The organism is Paracoccus versutus (assembly GCF_000763885.1).
GTDB lineage: Bacteria > Pseudomonadota > Alphaproteobacteria > Rhodobacterales > Rhodobacteraceae > Paracoccus > Paracoccus versutus.
In genome coordinates this window covers 25,328-45,428 of sequence record NZ_JRKO01000046.1, presented here as the reverse complement: position 1 = coordinate 45,428, position 20,101 = coordinate 25,328, and the positions used below count along the sequence as shown (strand labels likewise).

General features: G+C 65.3%; 21 protein-coding genes. 10 read left to right on the top strand and 11 right to left on the bottom strand.

The genetic code is table 11. The annotated features are described in order from the left end of the window. The 8 genes from IT40_RS19255 to IT40_RS19220 form a co-directional block, all read right to left on the bottom strand. The coding region (locus IT40_RS19255; protein ID WP_036758531.1) for a Mu transposase C-terminal domain-containing protein at window positions 1-1,998 on the bottom strand (1,998 nt) is incomplete at its 3' end. Beyond that, a complete protein-coding gene (locus tag IT40_RS19250; protein WP_052096150.1) occupies window positions 1,998-2,708 on the bottom strand; it encodes a hypothetical protein in 711 nt (236 codons plus the stop codon). The genes IT40_RS19250 and IT40_RS19255, both read right to left, overlap by 1 nt. A 1,428-nt stretch (window positions 2,709-4,136) precedes the next feature. Further along, window positions 4,137-4,919 (bottom strand): DeoR/GlpR family DNA-binding transcription regulator, encoded by a 783-nt coding sequence (locus tag IT40_RS19245; protein ID WP_036758529.1) that lies wholly within the window; start codon window positions 4,917-4,919, stop codon window positions 4,137-4,139. Between the two features lie 118 nt (window positions 4,920-5,037). Next, window positions 5,038-5,832: an ABC transporter permease gene (locus IT40_RS19240; RefSeq protein WP_036758527.1), complete on the bottom strand. Its 795-nt coding sequence runs from the start codon at window positions 5,830-5,832 to the stop codon at window positions 5,038-5,040. Between the two features lie 9 nt (window positions 5,833-5,841). After that, entirely contained in the window at window positions 5,842-6,702 is an 861-nt protein-coding gene (locus IT40_RS19235) for an ABC transporter permease (RefSeq protein WP_036758524.1), read from the bottom strand. Next, window positions 6,702-7,796, bottom strand: coding sequence for an ABC transporter ATP-binding protein (locus tag IT40_RS19230; protein ID WP_036758522.1), 1,095 nt, complete (start codon window positions 7,794-7,796; stop codon window positions 6,702-6,704). The genes IT40_RS19235 and IT40_RS19230 overlap by 1 nt, the downstream gene beginning before the upstream one ends. 294 nt (window positions 7,797-8,090) lie before the next feature. Then, window positions 8,091-8,279, bottom strand: a complete 189-nt coding sequence (locus tag IT40_RS28810) for a hypothetical protein (protein WP_036758520.1) — start codon at window positions 8,277-8,279, stop codon at window positions 8,091-8,093. 958 nt (window positions 8,280-9,237) lie between these two features. Continuing rightward, complete coding sequence (locus tag IT40_RS19220; protein WP_083539266.1) at window positions 9,238-9,480, bottom strand: DUF2312 domain-containing protein; 243 nt, start codon at window positions 9,478-9,480, stop codon at window positions 9,238-9,240. Between the two features lie 144 nt (window positions 9,481-9,624). Between IT40_RS19220 and IT40_RS19215 the strand changes: the two genes are divergently transcribed. The 5 genes from IT40_RS19215 (at window position 9,625) to IT40_RS19195 (ending at window position 13,813) form a co-directional block, all read left to right on the top strand. After that, window positions 9,625-9,852, top strand: a complete 228-nt coding sequence (locus tag IT40_RS19215) for a hypothetical protein (protein WP_052096149.1) — start codon at window positions 9,625-9,627, stop codon at window positions 9,850-9,852. Window position 9,853: 1 nt separating this feature from the next. Then, a complete protein-coding gene (gene dtd / locus IT40_RS19210; protein ID WP_036758516.1) occupies window positions 9,854-10,303 on the top strand; it encodes a D-aminoacyl-tRNA deacylase in 450 nt (149 codons plus the stop codon). A gap of 221 nt (window positions 10,304-10,524) precedes the next feature. Beyond that, window positions 10,525-11,928, top strand: coding sequence for a DEAD/DEAH box helicase (locus tag IT40_RS19205; protein WP_243700257.1), 1,404 nt, complete (start codon window positions 10,525-10,527; stop codon window positions 11,926-11,928). A gap of 83 nt (window positions 11,929-12,011) precedes the next feature. Next, window positions 12,012-12,590 (top strand): thymidine kinase, encoded by a 579-nt coding sequence (locus tag IT40_RS19200; RefSeq protein ID WP_036758515.1) that lies wholly within the window; start codon window positions 12,012-12,014, stop codon window positions 12,588-12,590. Further along, window positions 12,587-13,813 carry a cytochrome b/b6 domain-containing protein gene (locus IT40_RS19195; protein WP_036758513.1) on the top strand — a complete coding sequence of 409 codons (1,227 nt, stop codon included), beginning with the start codon at window positions 12,587-12,589 and terminating at the stop codon, window positions 13,811-13,813. The genes IT40_RS19200 and IT40_RS19195 overlap by 4 nt, the downstream gene beginning before the upstream one ends. A 127-nt stretch (window positions 13,814-13,940) precedes the next feature. Here the strand turns inward: IT40_RS19195 and ndk are convergent, their stop codons facing one another. Beyond that, window positions 13,941-14,363 (bottom strand): nucleoside-diphosphate kinase, encoded by a 423-nt coding sequence (gene ndk / locus IT40_RS19190; protein ID WP_011748041.1) that lies wholly within the window; start codon window positions 14,361-14,363, stop codon window positions 13,941-13,943. A gap of 165 nt (window positions 14,364-14,528) precedes the next feature. Between ndk and IT40_RS19185 the strand changes: the two genes are divergently transcribed. From IT40_RS19185 to IT40_RS19170, 4 genes are all read left to right on the top strand, one after another. Beyond that, window positions 14,529-16,376, top strand: a complete 1,848-nt coding sequence (locus IT40_RS19185) for an ABC-F family ATP-binding cassette domain-containing protein (protein WP_036758546.1) — start codon at window positions 14,529-14,531, stop codon at window positions 16,374-16,376. Window positions 16,377-16,476: 100 nt separating this feature from the next. After that, window positions 16,477-17,211: a MipA/OmpV family protein gene (locus IT40_RS19180; RefSeq protein WP_036758511.1), complete on the top strand. Its 735-nt coding sequence runs from the start codon at window positions 16,477-16,479 to the stop codon at window positions 17,209-17,211. A gap of 64 nt (window positions 17,212-17,275) precedes the next feature. Next, window positions 17,276-17,635, top strand: coding sequence for a DUF59 domain-containing protein (locus IT40_RS19175; protein WP_036758506.1), 360 nt, complete (start codon window positions 17,276-17,278; stop codon window positions 17,633-17,635). Next, a complete protein-coding gene (locus IT40_RS19170) occupies window positions 17,632-18,180 on the top strand; it encodes a sugar O-acetyltransferase (RefSeq protein ID WP_208021383.1) in 549 nt (182 codons plus the stop codon). The genes IT40_RS19175 and IT40_RS19170 overlap by 4 nt, the downstream gene beginning before the upstream one ends. A 3-nt stretch (window positions 18,181-18,183) precedes the next feature. Here IT40_RS19170 and IT40_RS19165 read toward each other — a convergent pair whose 3' ends face one another. Further along, window positions 18,184-18,744, bottom strand: coding sequence for a histidine phosphatase family protein (locus tag IT40_RS19165; RefSeq protein WP_243700258.1), 561 nt, complete (start codon window positions 18,742-18,744; stop codon window positions 18,184-18,186). Beyond that, window positions 18,744-19,604 (bottom strand): oxygen-dependent coproporphyrinogen oxidase, encoded by an 861-nt coding sequence (gene hemF / locus IT40_RS19160; RefSeq protein WP_036758501.1) that lies wholly within the window; start codon window positions 19,602-19,604, stop codon window positions 18,744-18,746. Before hemF ends, IT40_RS19165 begins: the two co-directional genes overlap by 1 nt. An 80-nt stretch (window positions 19,605-19,684) precedes the next feature. Between hemF and IT40_RS19155 the strand changes: the two genes are divergently transcribed. Next, complete coding sequence (locus tag IT40_RS19155) at window positions 19,685-20,098, top strand: hypothetical protein (RefSeq protein ID WP_036758498.1); 414 nt, start codon at window positions 19,685-19,687, stop codon at window positions 20,096-20,098. Window positions 20,099-20,101 lie beyond the last annotated feature (3 nt).

Below are 20,101 nucleotides of genomic sequence, written 5' to 3'. Positions count from 1 at the left end.
ATTGAAGCCGATATAGAGGCTGGCCTCCAAATCCCGGATCCGCTCGGGCGTCCATTCGTCAACGAGCAGCCCGGCCATCCGGGTCGCCGCGGTGCTGCGCCCTTCGATCGCCGTGATCGCGGCATGGTTCATCTGGTGGTCATAGGATTTGCGGCCCGCATTCGCGGCTTTCAGTTCCCGGGTTGCAGCGACCCATTGGCGGGCAGACACACCGTCGAAACCGGGCAGGACCGTGCCGATCTCGAATTTCTGATCCCCGGCATAGACGGTCACCGTGCCGATATCGTCGGGATGCCAGCGCACCTCGACATTGCGCTCTTTCCGGTTGGTCATCAGCCGTGCCAGCGCCTCGGAGTGATACCGCAGGCCCAGGACGGTCACGCCCTCCCGGGACAGCTTGCGCGGCAGGCGCTCCCCAAAGATGGCGCGATGGGTGTCCATATCCGGCGGGGGCTGCACACCCCATTCGGCGGTCAGGCGACGCCAGCAATGAAGCGGGGTTTCCCCACCCAGACCGGCATGCGGGGTATTGTGATAGATGTCGACGATCCAGCGCACCAGGCAGAAAGCCAAATCATCGAAGGTCAGCGCGGCGCGCGCCTCCGGATCTGCATCCCCCTTCTCGCGAATGCTGCCGAAGGTGCGGCCCGGTAGGCGGGGCAGCAGGCCGGTGTTGAGGCTATGGAAGAAGCGCTCGTTGCGGGCGCGCATCTGGGCCAGCCCCGCCGGCGCCCGAAGCGTGGTAATGCCCAGATCCGCGCAGGCCACCCGGAAGCGCTCCGACTTGAAGGCCGCGCCATTGTCGGTGACGATCAAGGCAGGCGTGCCATGCATGTCCCAGGAGCCGAGGGAACCGGCCGCATCGGCCCATTTGCCCTTGTCGCGCAGGATCATCTGCAGCACCTGCAGAGAGGCCTTGTCCTTGGCCGAACGCGAAAAGGCCATGCCAAGGATACAGCGCGTCGTGGCACAGATGGCGACGGTCACGAACCAGCGCGCCTTGCTGCGATCCAGGCCGAGGATTTTCTGCTCCTCCTTGGTCAGCAGTTCACGCAGCCCCCAGGATTCCGTCAGCGAGATGATGTCGATGGTGTTTTCATCGATTTCCACCCGCTCGAGCGGACGGGTCAGGCGCAAGCCTTCACCCACCGGCATGAATTTCTTGCGCGCCTCCTCGATTCCGTCACGGGCAACCGCAACCTCGAACGGATCGAGCATGTGGATCGCCCGGCGCACGGTTTCATAACTAGGAATGGGAAAGGGGTGCAGCCCCTCCGCCACCCGGGCCTCGTTGCGAGCGTCGAAGGCGACGCTGACGTTTTCGTGGATCGTCTTCATGCTCGGCCGGTCTTCGCTGGCATAGCGCCGGACCTCGCGCATCATCAGGGCAAGCTGTTCGGGACCCATCAGGCGGTTGCGGTTCCCGCGCCGATTCATGGCATCGACGAGGCCGCCAATCCCCGATGCCCGATGATCCGCGTGCCACCGGCGCAGTGTTCTGGGCGACGGATCCTTGTTGAAGTCCTGCGACTGCTGGACGTTTTCGCCGCCCCGGAACTGCGCCGCGTAATCCATGGCGCGGCCACGCAACTCGAACCGGTTGGCCAGAATGGCTGCGTCGGTGCGGTTGATGCGCTTCTCGCGCTCCATCTCCAGGAATGCTTCGATATAGGCGTTCTTCTTCGTCAGCCGAGCGGCCGATTTCGCCTCCAGTTCCGAGATCAGCACATCTCCGGTGAGGAGACGGCGCTTTGCGATCTCGGGGGCATGGAAATTATGCTCGACCCGGATACGCTTCATCGACCCCAGGCGGCTCAGCTCCTGATGCGTGAAGCTGCCGCAGCGGCCGGAACCGTCATCCAGTTCCAGCAGCCAGCCTTCTTCGTTCCGGCTATGGGGCAGGGTCCTGTAGGTATGACCTTCGATGGTGATGCGATCATATTTGCCGAAGGCATAATGGTGGCGGTCGGCATCAAAGCTGAGATTGTGCATATGCATCAGAGGTCGCTCCTCTTGTAGGCCAACGTGGCCGGAGTAATGCGTTCATTCTGAACGGGGCGAAGCTGACCGCTGCGGACAAGCCGCAGCAGGGCCCGGAAGCCCGCGGCACCGCAGTCGGTCCTGGCGGAGAGATCCGCAAGAGAGGCGGTGCCGGTCATCTCGGACAGAACCTGGGCAGCGGCGGCATCGGCCGGCGGATCACCAGCGCGAACGCCGTGAAGGAGCCAGGCGTTGTGCAGCTCCACCGGGTCGAGATCCGCGTCGGTCAGCAGGCGGACGTCATCGGCGAAGCGGCTGCTGCGCGCCTGGTCCGCGATCCGCGCCATCTGCCGGCCGAAGCGGCCGCCTGTCCGTGCGACGGGACGGATGGCGCAGGCGATCCGGGTTCCGTCCGTTCTGGTGATGAACAGGTCGAAGTAATGGGTGCGATATTCGCCATGCTCGTCGAACCAGTCGAAACCCACCTGTTCGCGCAGGTCGGCGATGTCGGGGCGGAGCGACAGACAAAGGCACCAGCAGAGTTCGAGATGGCTCTCGACCTGCACGACCCGGGCCGGCGCGCCGCTGGCGGCGCCACGGCCGGAACCGTCGCCGATGACGACGTGCCCACAGAAATGGGCCTTGGAACTGAGCGCCACGGAACGCTGCGCGGAGCTGGGCAGAGGCGTAGTGAAGCCGCCAGGGCTTTCTTCGATGGGATAGTGCATTGGGGTTTCCTCACGGGATATCGGTTCCCGCCCGGTCTGGGCAGGAGCGGTCGCGCGTCGGAACGGCCAAGGCCGAGTCCGGGAGCCGCTTTCCGGGGCGCGGGCATGAGGGGACCGTTCCCAACCGGTCCCGTTCAGGGATCAGGCCGGGCCAGGCGCTCTGCCGAGCCGGAAGGCGCATATGGGGGAGGAGGACCGCCGTCCATGCAGATTCCTTGCGGCGGACCGCGGAATCTGCTAGAGAATCTAGTATCAGCTGGTGGACTACGGTCTGCCTCGAACGATTGCACCGGGATGTTCGCGCATTCCGGTGTTCGTTTTTCCAGGATTAGTTCTTCATGGTTTTGTCCCTTCGTTTGCAGTCCGAAAGCGGCGGCACTCTATCGCATTTCGCATTCATGTAAAATAATATAAATCATTACAACGCGTTATTGGAAATCTGGGAACTCCCCCGATTTTCGCACAACCCTTCCGACCAAGAAGGGAAGGTCTTGTAGACAGGCACTTCCAACCCACGACAGCCGGTTCCTCCACGCCGTTCGGGAGCGGACGCAGAGCTTTGCGAAACGGCGGGGCCGGTTCACAAAGTTTCAAGCACAGTCAGCGAGGGTGGCGTCTCGGAGCCATCGGAATGTCCCGGCACGGCCCGTCCAAAGACGAGCGATTCGGTGACTGTTGCGAGGGTCCGGGAACGTCCAGCTGAACGAGCCCTACGTCCGATCGGAGAGGGATCAGCGTATGAGCCGCAGGGCGGCAGGGGCGATATGAGGGAGCGTGTTCAGCATCATGGGCACAGCTGATCGGCGGGCGAGGGAGCTCCGCAACTGTGAAAATTTGGACGTAGAACGGTCGAATAGGAGATTTTTTGCAAAAATATCACAGAATGAATTTATTTATTTTCTTTGCCTGGCAGTGGGTTGCGGATTTCCCTTCCTAACGGTCTAAAAGGAATAAGTAAGGAAGGGACCAGCCAGCAGCGGCGGTGGAAACCATCCGCTCAGCATCTTCCAGCCCCCAAAAAAACCAAAGATCGCGCTTCTTTGGAAATATTCCGGTTGACAGCGGCAGGCGCTCGCTCTTGCGAGCGTTCAAGGCGTCCAGGCAGTGGAGCATGAAGGCCGCTCTGCAAGCAGCGTCACTAGCTACACCACCGATCTATTCAGGATTCCTGGGTTGATTACCGCAGCTTATCGAGGTGATGGAGAGGATCACTTTGCAGGGGGCAGACCAGAGTGGCCATGCACATCCATCGGCACCCTTCGCCATTAAAGAGGTGATGTAGACTCCACCTGCTCGTGGAGGATCGGGAGATGTCCTGTGTCGCTGGTGAGCGACGGCACCGCGTCACGCTCACGCGAGGACCGATGCCCGCGCGATCTTTACGATGGAGAGCTGGTCAAGGCGATCAGGACTTCGGCGGGGTGATAATCACTCTGTTGCGACCAGAAGCTCGACCCGAGCATGCCGAAGCGCGTCTACGATATCGTTGGGCGGTGGAGCATCCGTCACCAGGCGATCAATTCGGGAGAGGGGAACTACCGGGAATACGGCAGGCTGTCCCATCTTGCTGCTGTCTGCGAGAACCGTAATTTTTTGGGCATGTTCGATCATGGCCTGAGCCACTTCTGCTTCCCGTTCATCGAAATCGAGAATGCCGCCGACCTGGAGACTGCCAACCGTAAGCACCACATGCTCAGCCCTGAAATCAGCAATCTGCCGGAGGGTGGTTCTTCCCAGCATTTCCTGTGCATCAGGCACAAATTCGCCACCAAGCACGTGAATCTTATGGCGGAAATCGCGCACGGCCCCGAAGATGGAGGCAATCCCCAGCGAATTGGTGATCACGGTGCATTGGCGAAGAGGGGCCAATTCTTGTGCGAAGGCGAGAGTGGTCGTGCCGGTGTCGACGAAGAGGGAGGAGCCCGGCTCGAACAGGGTCGCGGCCAGGCGAGCCAGTTTCTTCTTCGCCTCGCCATGTCGGGTCAGGCGGACGCTGAAGCTTTCTTCTGCTACCTGGAAGTTGGCTGCGTCCGTCAGGGATCTGGCGCCGCCGTGGTAGCCCCGAAGCAGTCCGTCGCGATCCAGGGCAACCAGATCCCGCCGGATCGTCTCTCGTGAGCTGTCCAACGCCTCCGCGAGCTCATCCACGCTATGGCTGTGATTGCGCTGAACCAACTCGACAATTCGCGCACGCCTTTCAGTAGGATGCATTGTTATTCAGCTCCAGGTCTGCTCGAAGATCAGGGTCTCTCTCCATCAAACGCAGAAGTCTTCCCGAGACAAGCCTGAACCAAGCCGGGACCGGTCAACCAGTCCCGGCGGGCGTTGTTCACTTGACGAAGGTTTTGTTCAGACCAAGGGACCGATCCACGATCAGAACCACTGCCAAGGTTAGGCCGATGATCAGTGCCGAGACACTGGCCACAAGCGGATCAGGTTGCATTTCGACCCGATGATAAAGTTCGACGGGCAGGGTCGTCATGCGAGGGCCCGCGAGAAACAGGGTGATCACCACCTCGTCGAAGGATACCAGGAAGCAAAGTGCCGTCGCCGCGATAAGGCCGGGTGTCATTGCCGGCAGGGTTATGCGGCGGAATACCACCATCGGCCGCGCACCCAGGGTCGCTGCCGCTTCCTCAACAGTCAGGTTCAACCCAGTGAGAAAGGTGGTCAGAACACGCAACGCGTAAGGCAGGGTCACCGTCATATGCGCCATCACCAGACCACTGAAGCTGCCCATCACCCCCAGAGACGCGAAGACGATGAGGATACCCAGGCCGAGCACGATCGTGGGCAGCAGCAACGGCGCGGTCAACAGGTTGAACAGCGCGTTGGTTACCTTGGACGGAAACCGGACGATCGCATAAGAGGCAGGCAGGGCGACGACGATGGAAAGCAATGTCACCACCGTTGCGAGGCCGAGGCTTGTGATGAACGCATCCATCATCCGGCCATCCCCGAAGATGGCGCGATACCAACGCAGGCTCCAGCTGGAGGGCGGAAAGGCCAGGGTCTGGTCATCGCTGAAGGAAAGCGGGAAGACCAGGATTACCGGCGTCAGCAGGTAAAGGAATAGGATGCTGACGAGCAATTTCATCGGCAATCCCATGCGGTTGTTGTCCATGATATGTCCTCAGGCCGTTACCAGGCGCAAAGCGCGCGCATAGAGAGCAAGCGCCAACCCGAAGACGATAAGCACCAGCATGGAAAGCGTTGCGGCAAGCGGCCAGTTTAACGTGACGATAGCCTGGTCATAGATCTCGGTCGCCAGCAGGAAGACCCTTCCGCCACCAAGGAGCTTCGGGGTGATGAAGGACGACACCGCCAGAACGAAGACGAGAAGGCAGCCAAGGACAACGCCGGGCAGAGTCAGTGGAAAAACGACGCGTGTGAAGACCCGCAGTTCATTGGCCCCCAGTGCTCGGGCCGCGTCCTCGACATTCTGATCAAGCCGTCCGAATCCTGCGAAAAGCGCCAGGATCATGTAGGGCATCAGAATCTCGGTCATACCGATGATCACGCCGGTGGTGTTGAACATCAACGGCGGCACGTTCAGGCCCATCGAGGTCAGCAGCGATGTGATCACCCCATTGTCCGACAGCAAGGCCACCCAGCCATAGGTCCGGATCACCGCGGAGGTGAGCAGGGGAGAAATGACCAATACAATCAGAACGGTGCGGATCGGGTCGCTGGTCCGGTGCAGGTAAAGCGCAATCGGATAGCTGCAGGCCAGCGTAATCAGGGTGATCGCCGCGCTGACCCAGACCGACTGCCATAGCACCTCCAGATAGAAGGTGTCCTCGATCAGAATGGCCCAATTCGACAGGGTGAAGGCCTCGCCGATTCCGCCACCGACCAGAGCCTCCTTGAAGGAAAGCTGCGCCAGATTCAGGATAGGCAGGATGAAGCCGATCGAGTTGACGACGATGATGGGAACCAGCAGCATCGCCACCAACGACGCGCTTCCTTTTTCTTTTTGGACAGCGGCAGGCATCAGGGCGCATCCTCGGAAAAGACCATGGTATCCGCGGCCGACCAGTTGAGCGACACCGACTCGCCGATGGTCGGGAGCGCCTCTTGCGAACGGGTCGACCGCTCCACCATTATGGTCTGGTCGCCGGAAGCGACTTCCAGTTGGACCAGGTCGCCGACATAGGTCACCTCGGTGAGCCGACCGCTCAGGCCGTTTTCGCCGGCGGCGGCCGGATCGTTGATGGTGATGCGGTGAGGGCGGATCATCATTGTCACGTTCCCCGAAATGCCTGCGGACCCACGGATCTCGACGCCGGATAGCCCATAACGGCCGCTGCCATCGCCGCGCGCGGTCAGGCGGTTCGCACGACCGACGAAGGAAGCGACAAAGGGATTGGCCGGGGCTTCATAAATCTCGCGTGGGGTGCCGGCCTGCATCAGCTTGCCAGCCTGCATGACCACGATCTTGTCGCACATCGCGAGCGCTTCGACCTGGTCATGGGTCACAAACAGCGCCGTAATACCGGTCTTCTGCTGGATCTCGCGGATCTCCCGGCGCATTTCATCCCGCAGTTTCGCATCAAGATTGCTGAGAGGTTCATCCAGGAGCAGGATCGAGGGCCGCACCACCAGCGCACGTGCCAGGGCAACACGCTGTTGCTGGCCGCCAGAAAGCTGCGTGGGCTTGCGGTCTTCCTTGCCTTCCAGATGGACCATCCGAAGCGCGTCCCGCACCCGTGCCTTGATTTCATCCTTGCCGATCCCGCGCATCTCAAGACCGAAGGCGACGTTTTGGGCGATCGTCATGTGCGGGAAGAGGGCATAGGACTGAAAGACGAGTCCCATGTCGCGCTGATAGGTGGGGGTAGAGGTCACGTCCCTTCCGCCCACGAGAATCTCGCCGGAGGTCACTGGGATCAAGCCAGCCACCATTCGCAGTGTGGTGGTTTTCCCGCAGCCGGACGGGCCGAGGAGTGCGACCAGTTCGCCTCCCTGGATGTCGAGGTTCAGGTTATCGACCCCAACGAAATCCTGATATTTCTTCGTGAGCCCGCGAAGGTGAAGCGGAACACCCGTTCCCGCGGTCCGCGAGGGGCTCGGTTGGTCTGAAGGCATGGGTCATTCCCCTGTCTGGATCGTGCTTGCGCCACGCTTGGGATGGGTTGAAGCGGCCGGCTGTCCGGCCAGATAGCTGGCCGGGCCCCTCAGGGGCCCGGAGGCTTCATTCAGCGCGCAATCACCTTGCGGCGCCATTCCTGCATGATCCGCTCGCGGGCTGGCTGCCAGCCGCAGGCACTCCCAGCACCATCCAGAGGCTGGATGGGTGGAGCACGATCCGGATGAGTTGTTGAAGAACATCCGGGCGGTCCTTGCTGCCGCAGGACAGGTTGATGCCATTGCGCTCGCCAATCAGGGCGAGAGTTGCCTTGCCTGGGATGCGCAATCCGGCGAGGCGCTCTCGGTGCGCTCCCAGCCCTCATCGGCGAAAGGGTCCACGCCGCGCAGTTTACCTAGATGCCGGAGGAACCGATCCTCGAGCGAGGCGAGCGTTTCTCCGGGATCGAAGGTTCGGACGAGAAGGAACGGGATGCGGGGCATGCGGGATTCCTTTCGGCAAAGCCGGGTCGTTGACCGGGGTCAGCCGGCCGTGCGGTGAGGCAGGATAGGGGCGGGTTCAGGGCAAGGGGCGCACGACCGAACGCTGGCGGGTTTTCACTCAGCGCATGTGAGCGGAAACATGATCGGGGCAGGGCGGTGATTGCGCCAGGACCGTGAGCGGGCCGTGTCGGCCCTGAAGCCTGCAGCAAAGCCTTGATGAAACGCGTGTTGCTGCGGCATCGTGATCGCTTTCGAGACACGGCTCCGCCGTTCGGAAAAGCGGCGCTTTCCGGCGGGATCGTGAGGGTTTGGAAACTCCGGAGATCCGGCAGCCGTCAGGCCGCGCCATCGCTCCGGAACGGATTGAAACGACCTTGCCGGGCAGCGACTCGACCGTCAACGGGTCGGATCCCGGCCTGTGCAGCAGATCACGATCACGGGCGGCGATTGAGCGCTTCCAGGTAATGCATTGAAATTGCCGAATTTATTGCAGAGCCAGTCGAAGCGATGGACAGTAATTGGTTGTAGAAAGGACAAAAAAAAGGGGCCCGAATGGTCATTATTTCGGTTGTTCGACATCCTAGATCCCCCTATGGTTGAATTTCCCCGATAACCGGAGTTATGTAATCAAATATACCCCAACTCCCGCCATCACCATCCGGCCTCAGCCGCACAAATCCGCCGTTCCCCGGCTGATCCACCTTCATGATGGCGTGATCGTCGGTTGCGCCGTATTCTCACCCGGCAAGCAACCGCTCGAGCTGTCAAGGAATGCCCGTGCGCGGGCGGCCCTGTCGAAGCCGCTACAACCAGACGGCTCCTAAAAGCACCATCTCGCAGCGGTCCGATCATCATGCGCCCGAGGGCCAGGACAGGCCGCATCGACGCGCAGGCGCGGCATGACGCAAAAGCGCATGCGAACGGATCGGGCCAAGGGAAGCCGGCCCGATCAAGGGCTTCAGGCCATGTTCAGGGCCTGCTTGTAGATTTCCAGCACCGCCTCTTCTTCGGCGACCTGGTCCTTGTCCTTCTTTCTCAGCGAAATGATGGACCTCAGCGCCTTGGTGTCGTAGCCGCGCCCCTTGCTCTCGGCGTAGACCTCCTTGATCTGCTCGGCGATGTCCTTCTTTTCCTGCTCCAGATGCTCGATCCGCTCCACGAACTGACGCAGTTCGTCCGCAGTCACCTGATACGAATCCATTTGCTGCTCCATTTGCTGTTGCGGATCGCGATGCGCGGCGCGCAAGGCCGCGACACCATCTCCATGCTTTCCGCCGCGGGTCTAGGCGGTCTTGCGGCCGGGCGCAATCGCCGCTAGGCCGTCGCTGGCAGACGGAGGCGGAAGATGACGATCTGGGACGGGCTGATCTGGGGCGGAACCGGGCTGACGGTGATCGGGCTCGTTGCGCTGGCATGGTGCATCGTCACCGCCGCGCGGGCCAAGGCGCGGATCTCGGACGACGACCAGATGCGCGCCGCCATGCGCAAGGTGGTCGCCGTGAACATGGCCGCGCTGGCCGCGTCGGTCCTGGGGCTGATGCTGGTCGTGCTGGGCATCATGCTGGGCGGCTGAGATGCGGGCCCTGGTCCAGCGCGTCGCCGAGGCCCAGGTCACGGTCGCGGGCCGCAGCATCGGCCGCATCGGGCCGGGCCTTCTGGTGCTGGTCTGCGCCATGCGCGGCGATCCCGAGGACGCGGCGGCGAAACTGGCCGCGCGCGTGGCCAAGCTGCGCATCTTCCGCGACGAGGCCGGCAAGATGAACCGATCGGTCCAGGACATCGGCGGCGCGGTTCTGGTGGTCAGCCAGTTCACGCTCGCCGCCGACACCAGCACCGGCAACCGCCCCGGATTTTCCACCGCCGAGACGCCCGAGCGCGGCGAGGCGCTGTATCTGCGCTTTGCCGAGGCGCTGCGCGCACTCGGCCTGCCGGTCGAGACCGGCTCCTTCGGCGCCGACATGCAGGTGTCGCTGGTCAATGACGGTCCGGTGACGATCTGGATGGATTCCGCAGACCGCGCTTGACTTTCGTGGCAGGAACCCTCATTTGCGACGGGTTGCCGCCCGCTGCCGCGTGAGCAGCCGGCGCCCTTGCGCCAAGGTCGGCACCGATTTTCCAGTTTCCCATTCACGCGGGGAGGCTGCGGGCATCACCGTATCCACGCCCGCCCCTCGCAACCAGCCGTGCGATCCGCGCGGCCCCAGCCATGCGCGCCGATACGCGGGCGACCTGGCCGAAAGACGACATGACGAACGAAACCACCCGCCCGAACCGTTCGGGCAACCCCCGCGCCCAGCAAGGCGGCAAGCCGCGCTTCCGCAGCGACAAGCCCAACACCAACCACCGCCGTCACCGCGCCGAGCCGGAAGAGAAGTTCATCCGCCGCGCCATCCCCGAGATGGACACCGCCTTCACCCGCATGGGGATCGACCCGCGCGTGGCGATCAACCTGCCGGGCCTGGGGATCGAGACCCCCTCGCCCATCCAGGAGAAATCCATCCCCGGCATCGTCGCCGGCCGCGACCTTCTGGGCCTGGCGCAGACCGGCACCGGCAAGACGGCGGCCTTCGGCCTGCCGATGCTGACCCGGCTGCTGAACATCGGCCGCAAGCCCGAGCCCCGGACCTGCCGCGCGCTGATCCTGGCGCCGACCCGCGAGCTGGCGACCCAGATCGCCGAGAATATCGACAACTATGCCATCGGCACGCCGATCCGGCAGTTCCGCGTCGTCGGCGGCGCCTCGATCAACGTGCAGACCCAGCGGCTGGAACGCGGTGTCGACGTGCTGATCGCGACGCCGGGCCGGCTGATCGACCTGATCGAGCGCGGCGCCGTGGACCTGTCGCAGACCAAGTATCTGGTGCTGGACGAGGCCGACCAGATGCTGGACATCGGCTTCATCCACGCGCTGCGCCGCATCGCCAAGATGCTGCCGCGCGAACGCCAGACGCTGCTGTTCTCGGCCACCATGCCGAAGCTGATGGAGGAGCTGGCCGACAGCTACCTGAACGATCCCCTGCGCGTGGCGGTGAACCCGCCCGGACAGGCGGCGGAAAAGATCGACCAGGGCGTGCATTTCGTCAACCAGGGCGACAAGGCGACCCTGCTGGCGGAATACCTGTCGAAACATGTGGACGAGCTGGCCATCGTCTTCGGCCGCACCAAGCACGGTTCGGAAAAGCTGTCGAAGCTTCTGGAGAAATGGGGCTTCAAGGTTGCCGCGATCCACGGCAACAAGAGCCAGGGCCAGCGCGAGCGGGCATTGGCGAGCTTCCGCGCCGGCGAGACCAAGGTGCTGGTCGCGACCGACGTGGCGGCGCGCGGGCTCGACATTCCGCAGGTGGCGCATGTCTATAACTACGACCTGCCGAACGTGCCGGAAAACTATGTCCACCGCATCGGCCGCACCGCCCGCGCCGGGCGCGACGGCCGCGCCATCGCCTTCTGCTCGCCCACCGAGATCGGCGAGCTGCGCGCCATCGAAAAGGCGATGAAGGCCAAGATCGCCGTGGTCGGCGGCGAGGAACCCTTCGAGGCGGCCAAGATCCGCGAGCGCGGCGGCCCGGCCGCCCGCCCGGCCCAAGGCGCGGCGCGCAAGCGCCCTGCCCGGCGCCCCTCGCGCGCGCCGAAATCGACGCAGCGCAGCTGATCCCGCCGATATACGCGCAAACGTGAGCCGCCGCCCCGTCGCGGCGGCTTGCGACCATCGGGCCGTCGCGGCTATCTGCCGGCATGGCCAAGCTTTACTTTCATTATTCCACGATGAACGCCGGCAAGAGCACGCTCTTGCTGCAAGCGTCCTACAACTATCGCGAGCGCGGCATGGCGACGCTGCTGCTGACCGCGGCGCTGGACGACCGCGCCGGCAGCGGCCGCATCGCCAGCCGCATCGGCATCGCCGAGCCCGCGCTGGGTTTCACCCCCGAGGCCGATCTTTTCGCCCTGATCGAGGCCGAGGGCCGCGATGCCGCCTGCATCTTCGTCGACGAGGCGCAGTTCCTGACCGAGGACCAGGTCTGGCAACTGGCCCGCGTCGCCGACGATCTTGGCCAGCCGGTGATGTGCTATGGGCTGCGGGTCGATTTCCGCGGCCGGCTGTTTCCCGGCTCGGCGGCGCTGCTGGCCTTGGCCGACGACCTGCGCGAGGTGCGCACCATCTGCCATTGCGGGCGCAAGGCCACCATGGTCGTGCGCCAGGACGAAGGGGGCCGGGTGCTGCACCAGGGCGCCCAGGTCCAGATCGGCGGCAATGAAACCTATGTCTCGCTCTGCCGGCGCCATTGGCGCGAAGCGATGGGAGAAATCCGATGAAGGCCAGCAATACCGACCGTGCCTATGGCTGGGTCGCCCGCTTCTTCCACTGGACGGTCGCCGTCCTGATCCTGGCCGCGATCGCCGTCGGGCTTTACGCGGACAACCTGCCCGAGGGCGGCGACGCGCAGATGCAGGCGATCTTCGCCGCCTATTCCCTGCACAAGACCCTGGGCATGGCGGCGCTGGTCCTGGTGGCGGCGCGGTTGCTCTGGACGCTGGGGCAGCCGAAGCCCGGCCCCCTGCACCCCGAGCGGTGGCTGGAGACCCTTGGCGCCGAGGCGGTGCATTGGGCGCTGTGGATCGGTATGGTGGTCATGCCGCTGTCGGGTTGGCTCCTGCATTCGGCGGCGCCGGGCGGCTTTGCCCGCATCCTCTGGCCCTTCGGGCAGCGCCTGCCCTTCGTGCCCGAGGACGTGGCCCTGTCCGAGCGTTTCGGGGTCTTTCACGAATTGGGCTGGTGGCTGCTGGCCGGGCTGATCCTGCTGCATGTCCTGGGCGCGCTGAAACATGCGGTCATCGACCGCGACGGCACCATGCATCGCATGGCCAGCGATCCCGCGCTCGCGCCCGAACCGACCGCCCCGGCCTCGGGCATCCTGCCGCATCTGCTGGCGGCCGTGGCGGGGCTGGGGCTTTGGGTCGGCATCGCCCTGGTGCCGGCCTTGGTGTCGACCTCGATTCCGGCCGACGCGCCCGCGGTGCAGCAGCCGGCGGCATCCGTGCCTGCGACCGCCTCGGGTGCGGGCTGGGCGGTGGACCAGGGCAAGCTGGAGATCGAGGCCGTCCAGGCCGGCAATCCCGTCGCGGGCCAGTTCGGCCAATGGCAGGCCGATATTTCCTATGACCCGGACAGCCGGACCGGGCAGGTGCGGGTCGAGGTCGACATCGCCTCGCTGACGCTGGGCGCGGTCAGCGACGCCGCCAAGGGACCGGATTTCCTGGATGCCGCCGCCCATCCGACCGCCGTCTTCGAGGCCGAGATCCTGCCGCCCGCGGCCGAGGGGCAGCCGCATGTCGCGCAGGGCCGGCTGACCGTCGCCGGCCAGGCGGTCGAGGCCGCCCTGCCCTTTGAGCTGGTCATCGAGGGCGACGTGGCGCAGGCGCAGGGCCGGATGCAGCTCGACCGCCGCGATTTCGGCATCGGTGCGAGCTATGCCGACGAAGGCACCGTGGGCTTTGCCGTGGCCGTGGGGTTCGAGCTGAGCGCCAGGCGGCAATAGGGCAAGGGCCGCCTCGACGGGCGGCCCTGCCTTGGGTATTCGGGAAACGGTGACGGCGCGGCAGGAAAAAGGCCGCCTCGGTGGGCGGCCTTTTCCGATGGGTATTTGGGGAACGAAGAAGCCGGGCTCAGCCGACCAGTTCGAGGCCCGAGAAGAAGAAGGCGATCTCGCGCGCCGCGGCTTCGGGGCTGTCCGAGCCGTGGACCGAGTTTTCGCCGACCGAGAGGGCGAATTCCTTGCGGATGGTGCCCTCGTCGGCATTGGCCGGGTTGGTCGCGCCCATGACTTCGCGGTTCTTCAGGATGGCGCCCTCGCCTTCCAGCACCTGCACCACCACCGGCTCGGAGGTCATGAATTCGGTCAGCTCGCCGTAGAACGGGCGCTCCTTGTGTTCGGCATAGAACTGGCCGGCTTGCGCCAGCGTCAGCTGGATGCGCTTTTGCGCGACGATGCGCAGGCCGGCTTCCTCGAACTTGGCGTTGATCTTGCCGGTCAGGTTGCGCTTGGTGGCGTCGGGTTTGATGATCGAAAGCGTGCGTTCGATGGCCATGGGATCGTCCTTTTCCTTGTTCCGGCCGCAGGTGGCGCGGAAATCCGCGCCCCGTTAGCATGGGCGGCGGCGCTTGAAAAGCCGGCGCGGCCCCGGCCCGCGCCTTGGCACGGGGCTTTGATGACGGCATTGACGGCGCGCGCGGCTTGCGCCATGCGGGGGCGCATGCTGCGCATCGACGACATATCCTATTCCATCGCCGGACGGCCACTGTTCGAGCACGCCTCGGCCACCATCCCGGACGGCCACAAGGTCGGCCTGGTCGGTCCGAACGGCGCCGGCAAGACCACGCTGTTCCGGCTGATCCGGGGCGAGCTGGGCCTGGACGGCGGCGCCATCACCCTGCCGCCCCGCGCCCGCATCGGCGGCGTCGCGCAGGAAGCGCCCGGCACCGCGACGAGCGTGCTGGAGACGGTGCTGGAGGCGGACGCCGAGCGCGCCGCCCTGATCGCCGAATCCGCAAGCGCCGCCGATCCCGCCCGCATCGCCGAGATCCAGACCCGGCTGGCCGACATCGATGCCTGGTCCGCCGAGGCGCGGGCCGCGACCATCCTGCGCGGCCTGGGCTTTTCGACCGAGGACCAGGCGCGGCCGACCAGCGACTATTCCGGCGGCTGGCGCATGCGCGTGGCGCTGGCCGGCGTGCTGTTTTCCCAGCCCGACCTGCTGCTGCTGGACGAGCCGACCAACTACCTGGACCTGGAAGGCGCGCTGTGGCTGGAAAGCTACCTGGCGAAATATCCCCATACCGTCATCGTCATCAGCCATGACCGCGACCTGCTGAACCGCGCCGTCGGCCATATCCTGCACCTCGAGGATCGCAAGCTGCTGCTTTACTCCGGCGGCTACGACACCTTCGCGCGGACCCGGGCCGAGAAGCGCGCCCTGCAGGCCGCCGAGGCCAGGAAGCAGGACGCCCGCCGCGCCCATCTGCAAAGCTTCGTCGACCGTTTCCGCGCCAAGGCCACCAAGGCGCGCCAGGCCCAGGCCCGCATCAAGATGCTGGAAAGGATGGAGCCGATCACCGCCCCGGAAGAGGCGAAGTTCCACCGCTTCGGCTTTCCGCAGCCCGACCAGCTGTCGCCGCCCATCGTCTCGCTGGACGGGGTTTCGGTCGGCTATGACGGGCGCGCGGTGCTGCGGCGGTTGAACCTGCGCATAGACCAGGACGACCGCATCGCGCTTTTGGGTCGCAACGGCCAGGGCAAGTCCACGCTGTCCAAGCTTCTGGCCGGGCGGCTGGAGGCGATGGAGGGGCGGATCGCGCGTTCGGGCAAGCTGCGCATCGGCTATTTCGCCCAGCACCAGGTCGACGAGCTGGAACTGATGGACACGCCGCTGGACCATGTCCGCCGGCTGCGCCCGGACGAGCCGCCGGCCCGGCTGCGCGCCCGGCTGGCCGGCTTCGGGCTGATGGAGGCCCAGGCCGAGACCCGCGTCGGCCAGCTGTCCGGCGGGCAGAAGGCGCGGCTGTCGCTGCTGCTCGCGACCATCGACGCGCCGCATCTGCTGATCCTGGACGAGCCGACCAACCACCTGGACATCGAATCGCGCGAGGCGCTGACCGAGGCGCTGAACGACTATACCGGCGCCGTGGTGCTGGTCAGCCACGACATGCACCTGCTGAACCTGGTGGCCGACCGGCTGTGGCTGGTGGACCAGGGCGGGGTCAGCCCCTGGCAGGGCGACCTGGACGACTATCGCCGCATGCTGCTGGCCGGCGAGGAGAAGTCCGAGCCGAAGCCCGAGGCGAAACCGGCGCCCAAACGCCCCGCGCGCGAGAAGGTCCTGGAGCTGCGCGCCGAGGCCCGCCGGGCCGAGGAGCGGGTCGAAAAGCTGACCGCCATGCTGGAAAAGCTGGATGCGATCATGGCCGATCCCGCGACCTATGACGACGCGCAAAAGGCCGAGGCCTGGGGCCGCAAGCATGCCGAGGCCAGCGAGGCGATGCAGCGCGCCGAGGGGTTGTGGATGGAGGCGCTGGAGCGGCTGGAGGAAGCTCAGCGGGCCTGAGCGCAACACCCGCGAATTATTGTCTAAAATTCGCTAGACTCCGCTTGCCCTGATGCCGGGTTTCGACGCAGGGTGCCGACCGATTTGATAAGGATTCGCCATGACCCGGATTGCCGCGCTTGCGCTTCTTGCCGCCACCGCCCTGACCTCGCCCGCCGCGGCGCAGTCGCTGGGGCTTGGGCGCGGGCTTTCGGTCGATGCCGGGCTGGGGGTGAAATACAGCCCCGAGTTCATGGGGTCGGACAACCTGGACGCCTCGCCCTGGATCATCCTGCGCAACGGCGATGCCGACCGCGGCAAGAAGGACGGGATCTCGATCCTGCCCTCGCTGAACTATGTGGGCAAGCGCGATGCCGACGATCACGAGGATCTGCGCGGCATGCGCGACATCGGCCGCGCCGGCGAATTCGGGGTGAAGCTGTCCTGGCGCATGGGCGAGATGACCAGCTATGGCGCCATCCGCAAGGGCTTCGGCGGCCATCACGGCGTGACGGGCGAACTGGGCGCGAAATACCGCTATGAGGTCAACGACAGGCTGACGCTTTGGACCGGGGCCGAGCTGGGCCTGGGCGACCAGGATTTCGTCGGCACCTATTTCGGCGTCGACGGGAACGAATCGCGGCCGGGCCGCGCCGCCCACAGCCCCGACGGCGGCGCCTATATCGCCCGCGTCAGCGTCGAGGCGCGTTACGAATTCATGCCCGACACGGCGCTGATGGGGCGGCTGACCTATGGCCGGCTGCTGGGCGATGCCGGCGATTCGCCCCTGGTGCAGACCCGCAGCCAGCCCTCGATCAGCATCGGCGTGGCGCGGCGGCTGAACTTCCGCTTCTAAGCGGCTCTGGACCCCGGAAGGCACAAGTCCTATATCATTGCCAAGATTTTACAGGACACGCCGCATGAGCACCGAGAATCTCAAGGAAGGCGACCCGCTGATCGCGCCTTCGACGACCGACCATCCCCTTTACGAAAGCGTGGTCGAGGCCTGCAAGACGGTCTACGACCCGGAAATCCCGGTCAATATCTTCGACCTGGGGCTGATCTATACCATCGCCATCGACAACGAGAATGCGGTGCGCATCGTCATGACCCTGACCGCGCCCGGCTGCCCCGTCGCGGGCGAGATGCCCGGCTGGGTCGCCGATGCGGTCGAGCCGCTGCCCGGCGTCAAGCAGGTCGATGTCGAGATGACCTTCCTGCCGCAATGGGGCATGGACATGATGTCCGAAGAGGCCCGCCTGGAGCTTGGCTTCATTTGACGGCGCGCGAGGACATGCTGGCCGGCCGGCCCTACAATCCCGGCGATGGCGAGTTGGTGGCGATGCGCAAGGCCGCGCAGGGATTGATGCGCGACTACAACGCCACCATCATCGGCGACAAGACCCGCGCCCGCACCCTGACGCAATTGCTGGGCACCTGGAACGGCGCGGTGATCCGCACGCCCTTTCATGTCGATTACGGCAAGCACATCCATTTCGGGCCGGATTGCTTCGTGAATTACGGCTGCTTCTTCATGGACATCTGCGAAATCCGCATCGGCGCGCGCTGCCAGTTCGGCACCGCCGTGCAATTGCTGACCGAGGACCGCCCGCGTGAGCGCGACAGCCGTGCCAAGGGCGTCGAATGGGGCAAGCCCATCACCATCGGCGATGACGTCTGGGTCGGCGGCGGCGCGGTCGTGCTGCCGGGCGTCAGCATCGGCGACGGCGCCATCGTCGGCGCCGGCGCGGTCGTGACCCGCGACGTGGCAGCCGGCGCGACCGTGGTCGGCAACCCTGCCCGTCCCTTGCCGGCGAAATCCTGAGCGTCAGAGAAACATCCGGTGCCGGCCGCGGCTGACCAGGTGCAGCCCGCCCTGGCTGACCGGCATTTCGGCCAGCCGCTCCAGCGGCAGGTCCATGGCCACCAGCCGCAGCATGCGCAGGGTGATGCCATGCGTCACGATCAGCGCCGGGCCGTCCAGGTCGTCCAGGAATGCGCGCACCCGCGCCTCGAGCCCGGCGAAATGCTCGCCCCCCGGCACCATGTCATACCAATCCAGCGGCCCTCGGGCGAAGGCTTCCGGGTGCGCCGCGTGCAGTTCCGACGAAAGCCGGCCGCTGAAATCGCCGATGTCGATTTCATGCAGGCGCTCGTCCAGGGCAAAGCCCTGCCCGCCAAAGGCAATGCGCGCGGTCTGCTGCGCCCGCCCCGCGGTGCTGGCAAGCCGCGCCATGCCGCGCAGATCGCGCACCAGCCAGGCCAGCCGCCGCGCCTGCGCCTCGCCCAGCGGGGTAAGCGGGGAATCCAGCCGGCCCTGCATCCGCCCCTCGGCGTTCCAGACCGTCTGGCCGTGCCGCATCAGGTAAAGGTCCGGCCAGTCCGGCATCAGGCCCATTTCGCCATGGGCGGCAGGCTCATCAGCACCGCCTCGGGGTCGTGGCCGGTGGCGAGGCCGAACTTGGTGCCGCGGTCATAGACCAGGTTGTATTCCGCATAAAGGCCGCGATGGATCAGTTGCGCGTCCTTGTCCGCCTCGTCCCAGGGCCGGGCCATGCGCTTTTCGGCCAGGGGCAGGAAGGCGGGCAGGAAAGCCTCGCCCACCGCCCTGGTAAAGGCGAAATCGGCGTGCCAGTCGCCGCTGTTCAGGTCGTCATAGAAGATGCCGCCGACGCCCCGCGCCCTTCCGCGATGCGGGACAAAGAAATACTCGTCCGCCCAGGCCTTGAAGCGGTCGTAGTAATCGGCGCCATGCGGGGCGCAGGCAGCGCGCAGGGTGGCGTGGAAATGCGCGGTATCCTCGGCATATTCCAGGCAGGGGTTCAGGTCGGCGCCGCCGCCGAACCACCAGGCGCCCGGCGTCCAGAACATGCGCGTGTTCATGTGCACCGCCGGCGCATGCGGGTTCTGCATATGCGCGACCAGGCTGATCCCCGAGGCCCAGAAGCGCGGGTCCGCCTCGATCCCCGGCACGCCGCGGGCCGCCATGGCCTGGCGGGCGGCAGAAGACAGTTCGCCATGCACCGCCGACCAGTTCACGCCGACCTTTTCGAAGACCCGGCCGCCGCGCATGACCGACATCAGCCCGCCGCCGCCATCCGCGCCGCGCCGGGTCTCGCGGAGCTCGAAACGGCCGGGCGCGGCGCTGCCGGGGCCGCGATCCTCCAGCGCCTCGAAGGCGGCCACGATGCGGTCGCGCAGCTCGCGGAACCAAGCCGCGGCCTTCTGTCGCTCATCGTGCATTTCCATGGGCTTGCCTCCGCATTCGTGAATTGCCCCACCTGGGGGACGGGCTTATGCTTCGGACGAAACAACTAGAGATCCCGGCCATGACCCGCAACATCCTGCTTGCCCTGATGCCTGTTCTGGTTGTCGCATCCTGCGGAACCCCGCAAGAGCAATGCATCAGCCGCAACACCCGTGAATATCGCACCGTCTCGAACCTGCTGGCCGAAGTCGAGGCCAACTTGGCGCGCGGCTATGCCTGGGAAGAGCGCACGGTGATGCGCACCCAATGGGAAGATTGCCGCTATGTCTGGGTGGACAAGGACGGCAACCGCCGGCTGGGTTATCGCCCCTGCCTGCGCGACGTCGCCGATACCGAACGCTACCGGGTGCCGATCGACCCGGCGGCCGAGACGCGCAAGCGCGACAACCTGCTGGCGCGCAAGCAGGCGCTGATGCCCGCCGCCCGCGCCGCAGTCGACGCCTGCAAGGCCGCCTATCCCGAAAAGGACGGATAACGC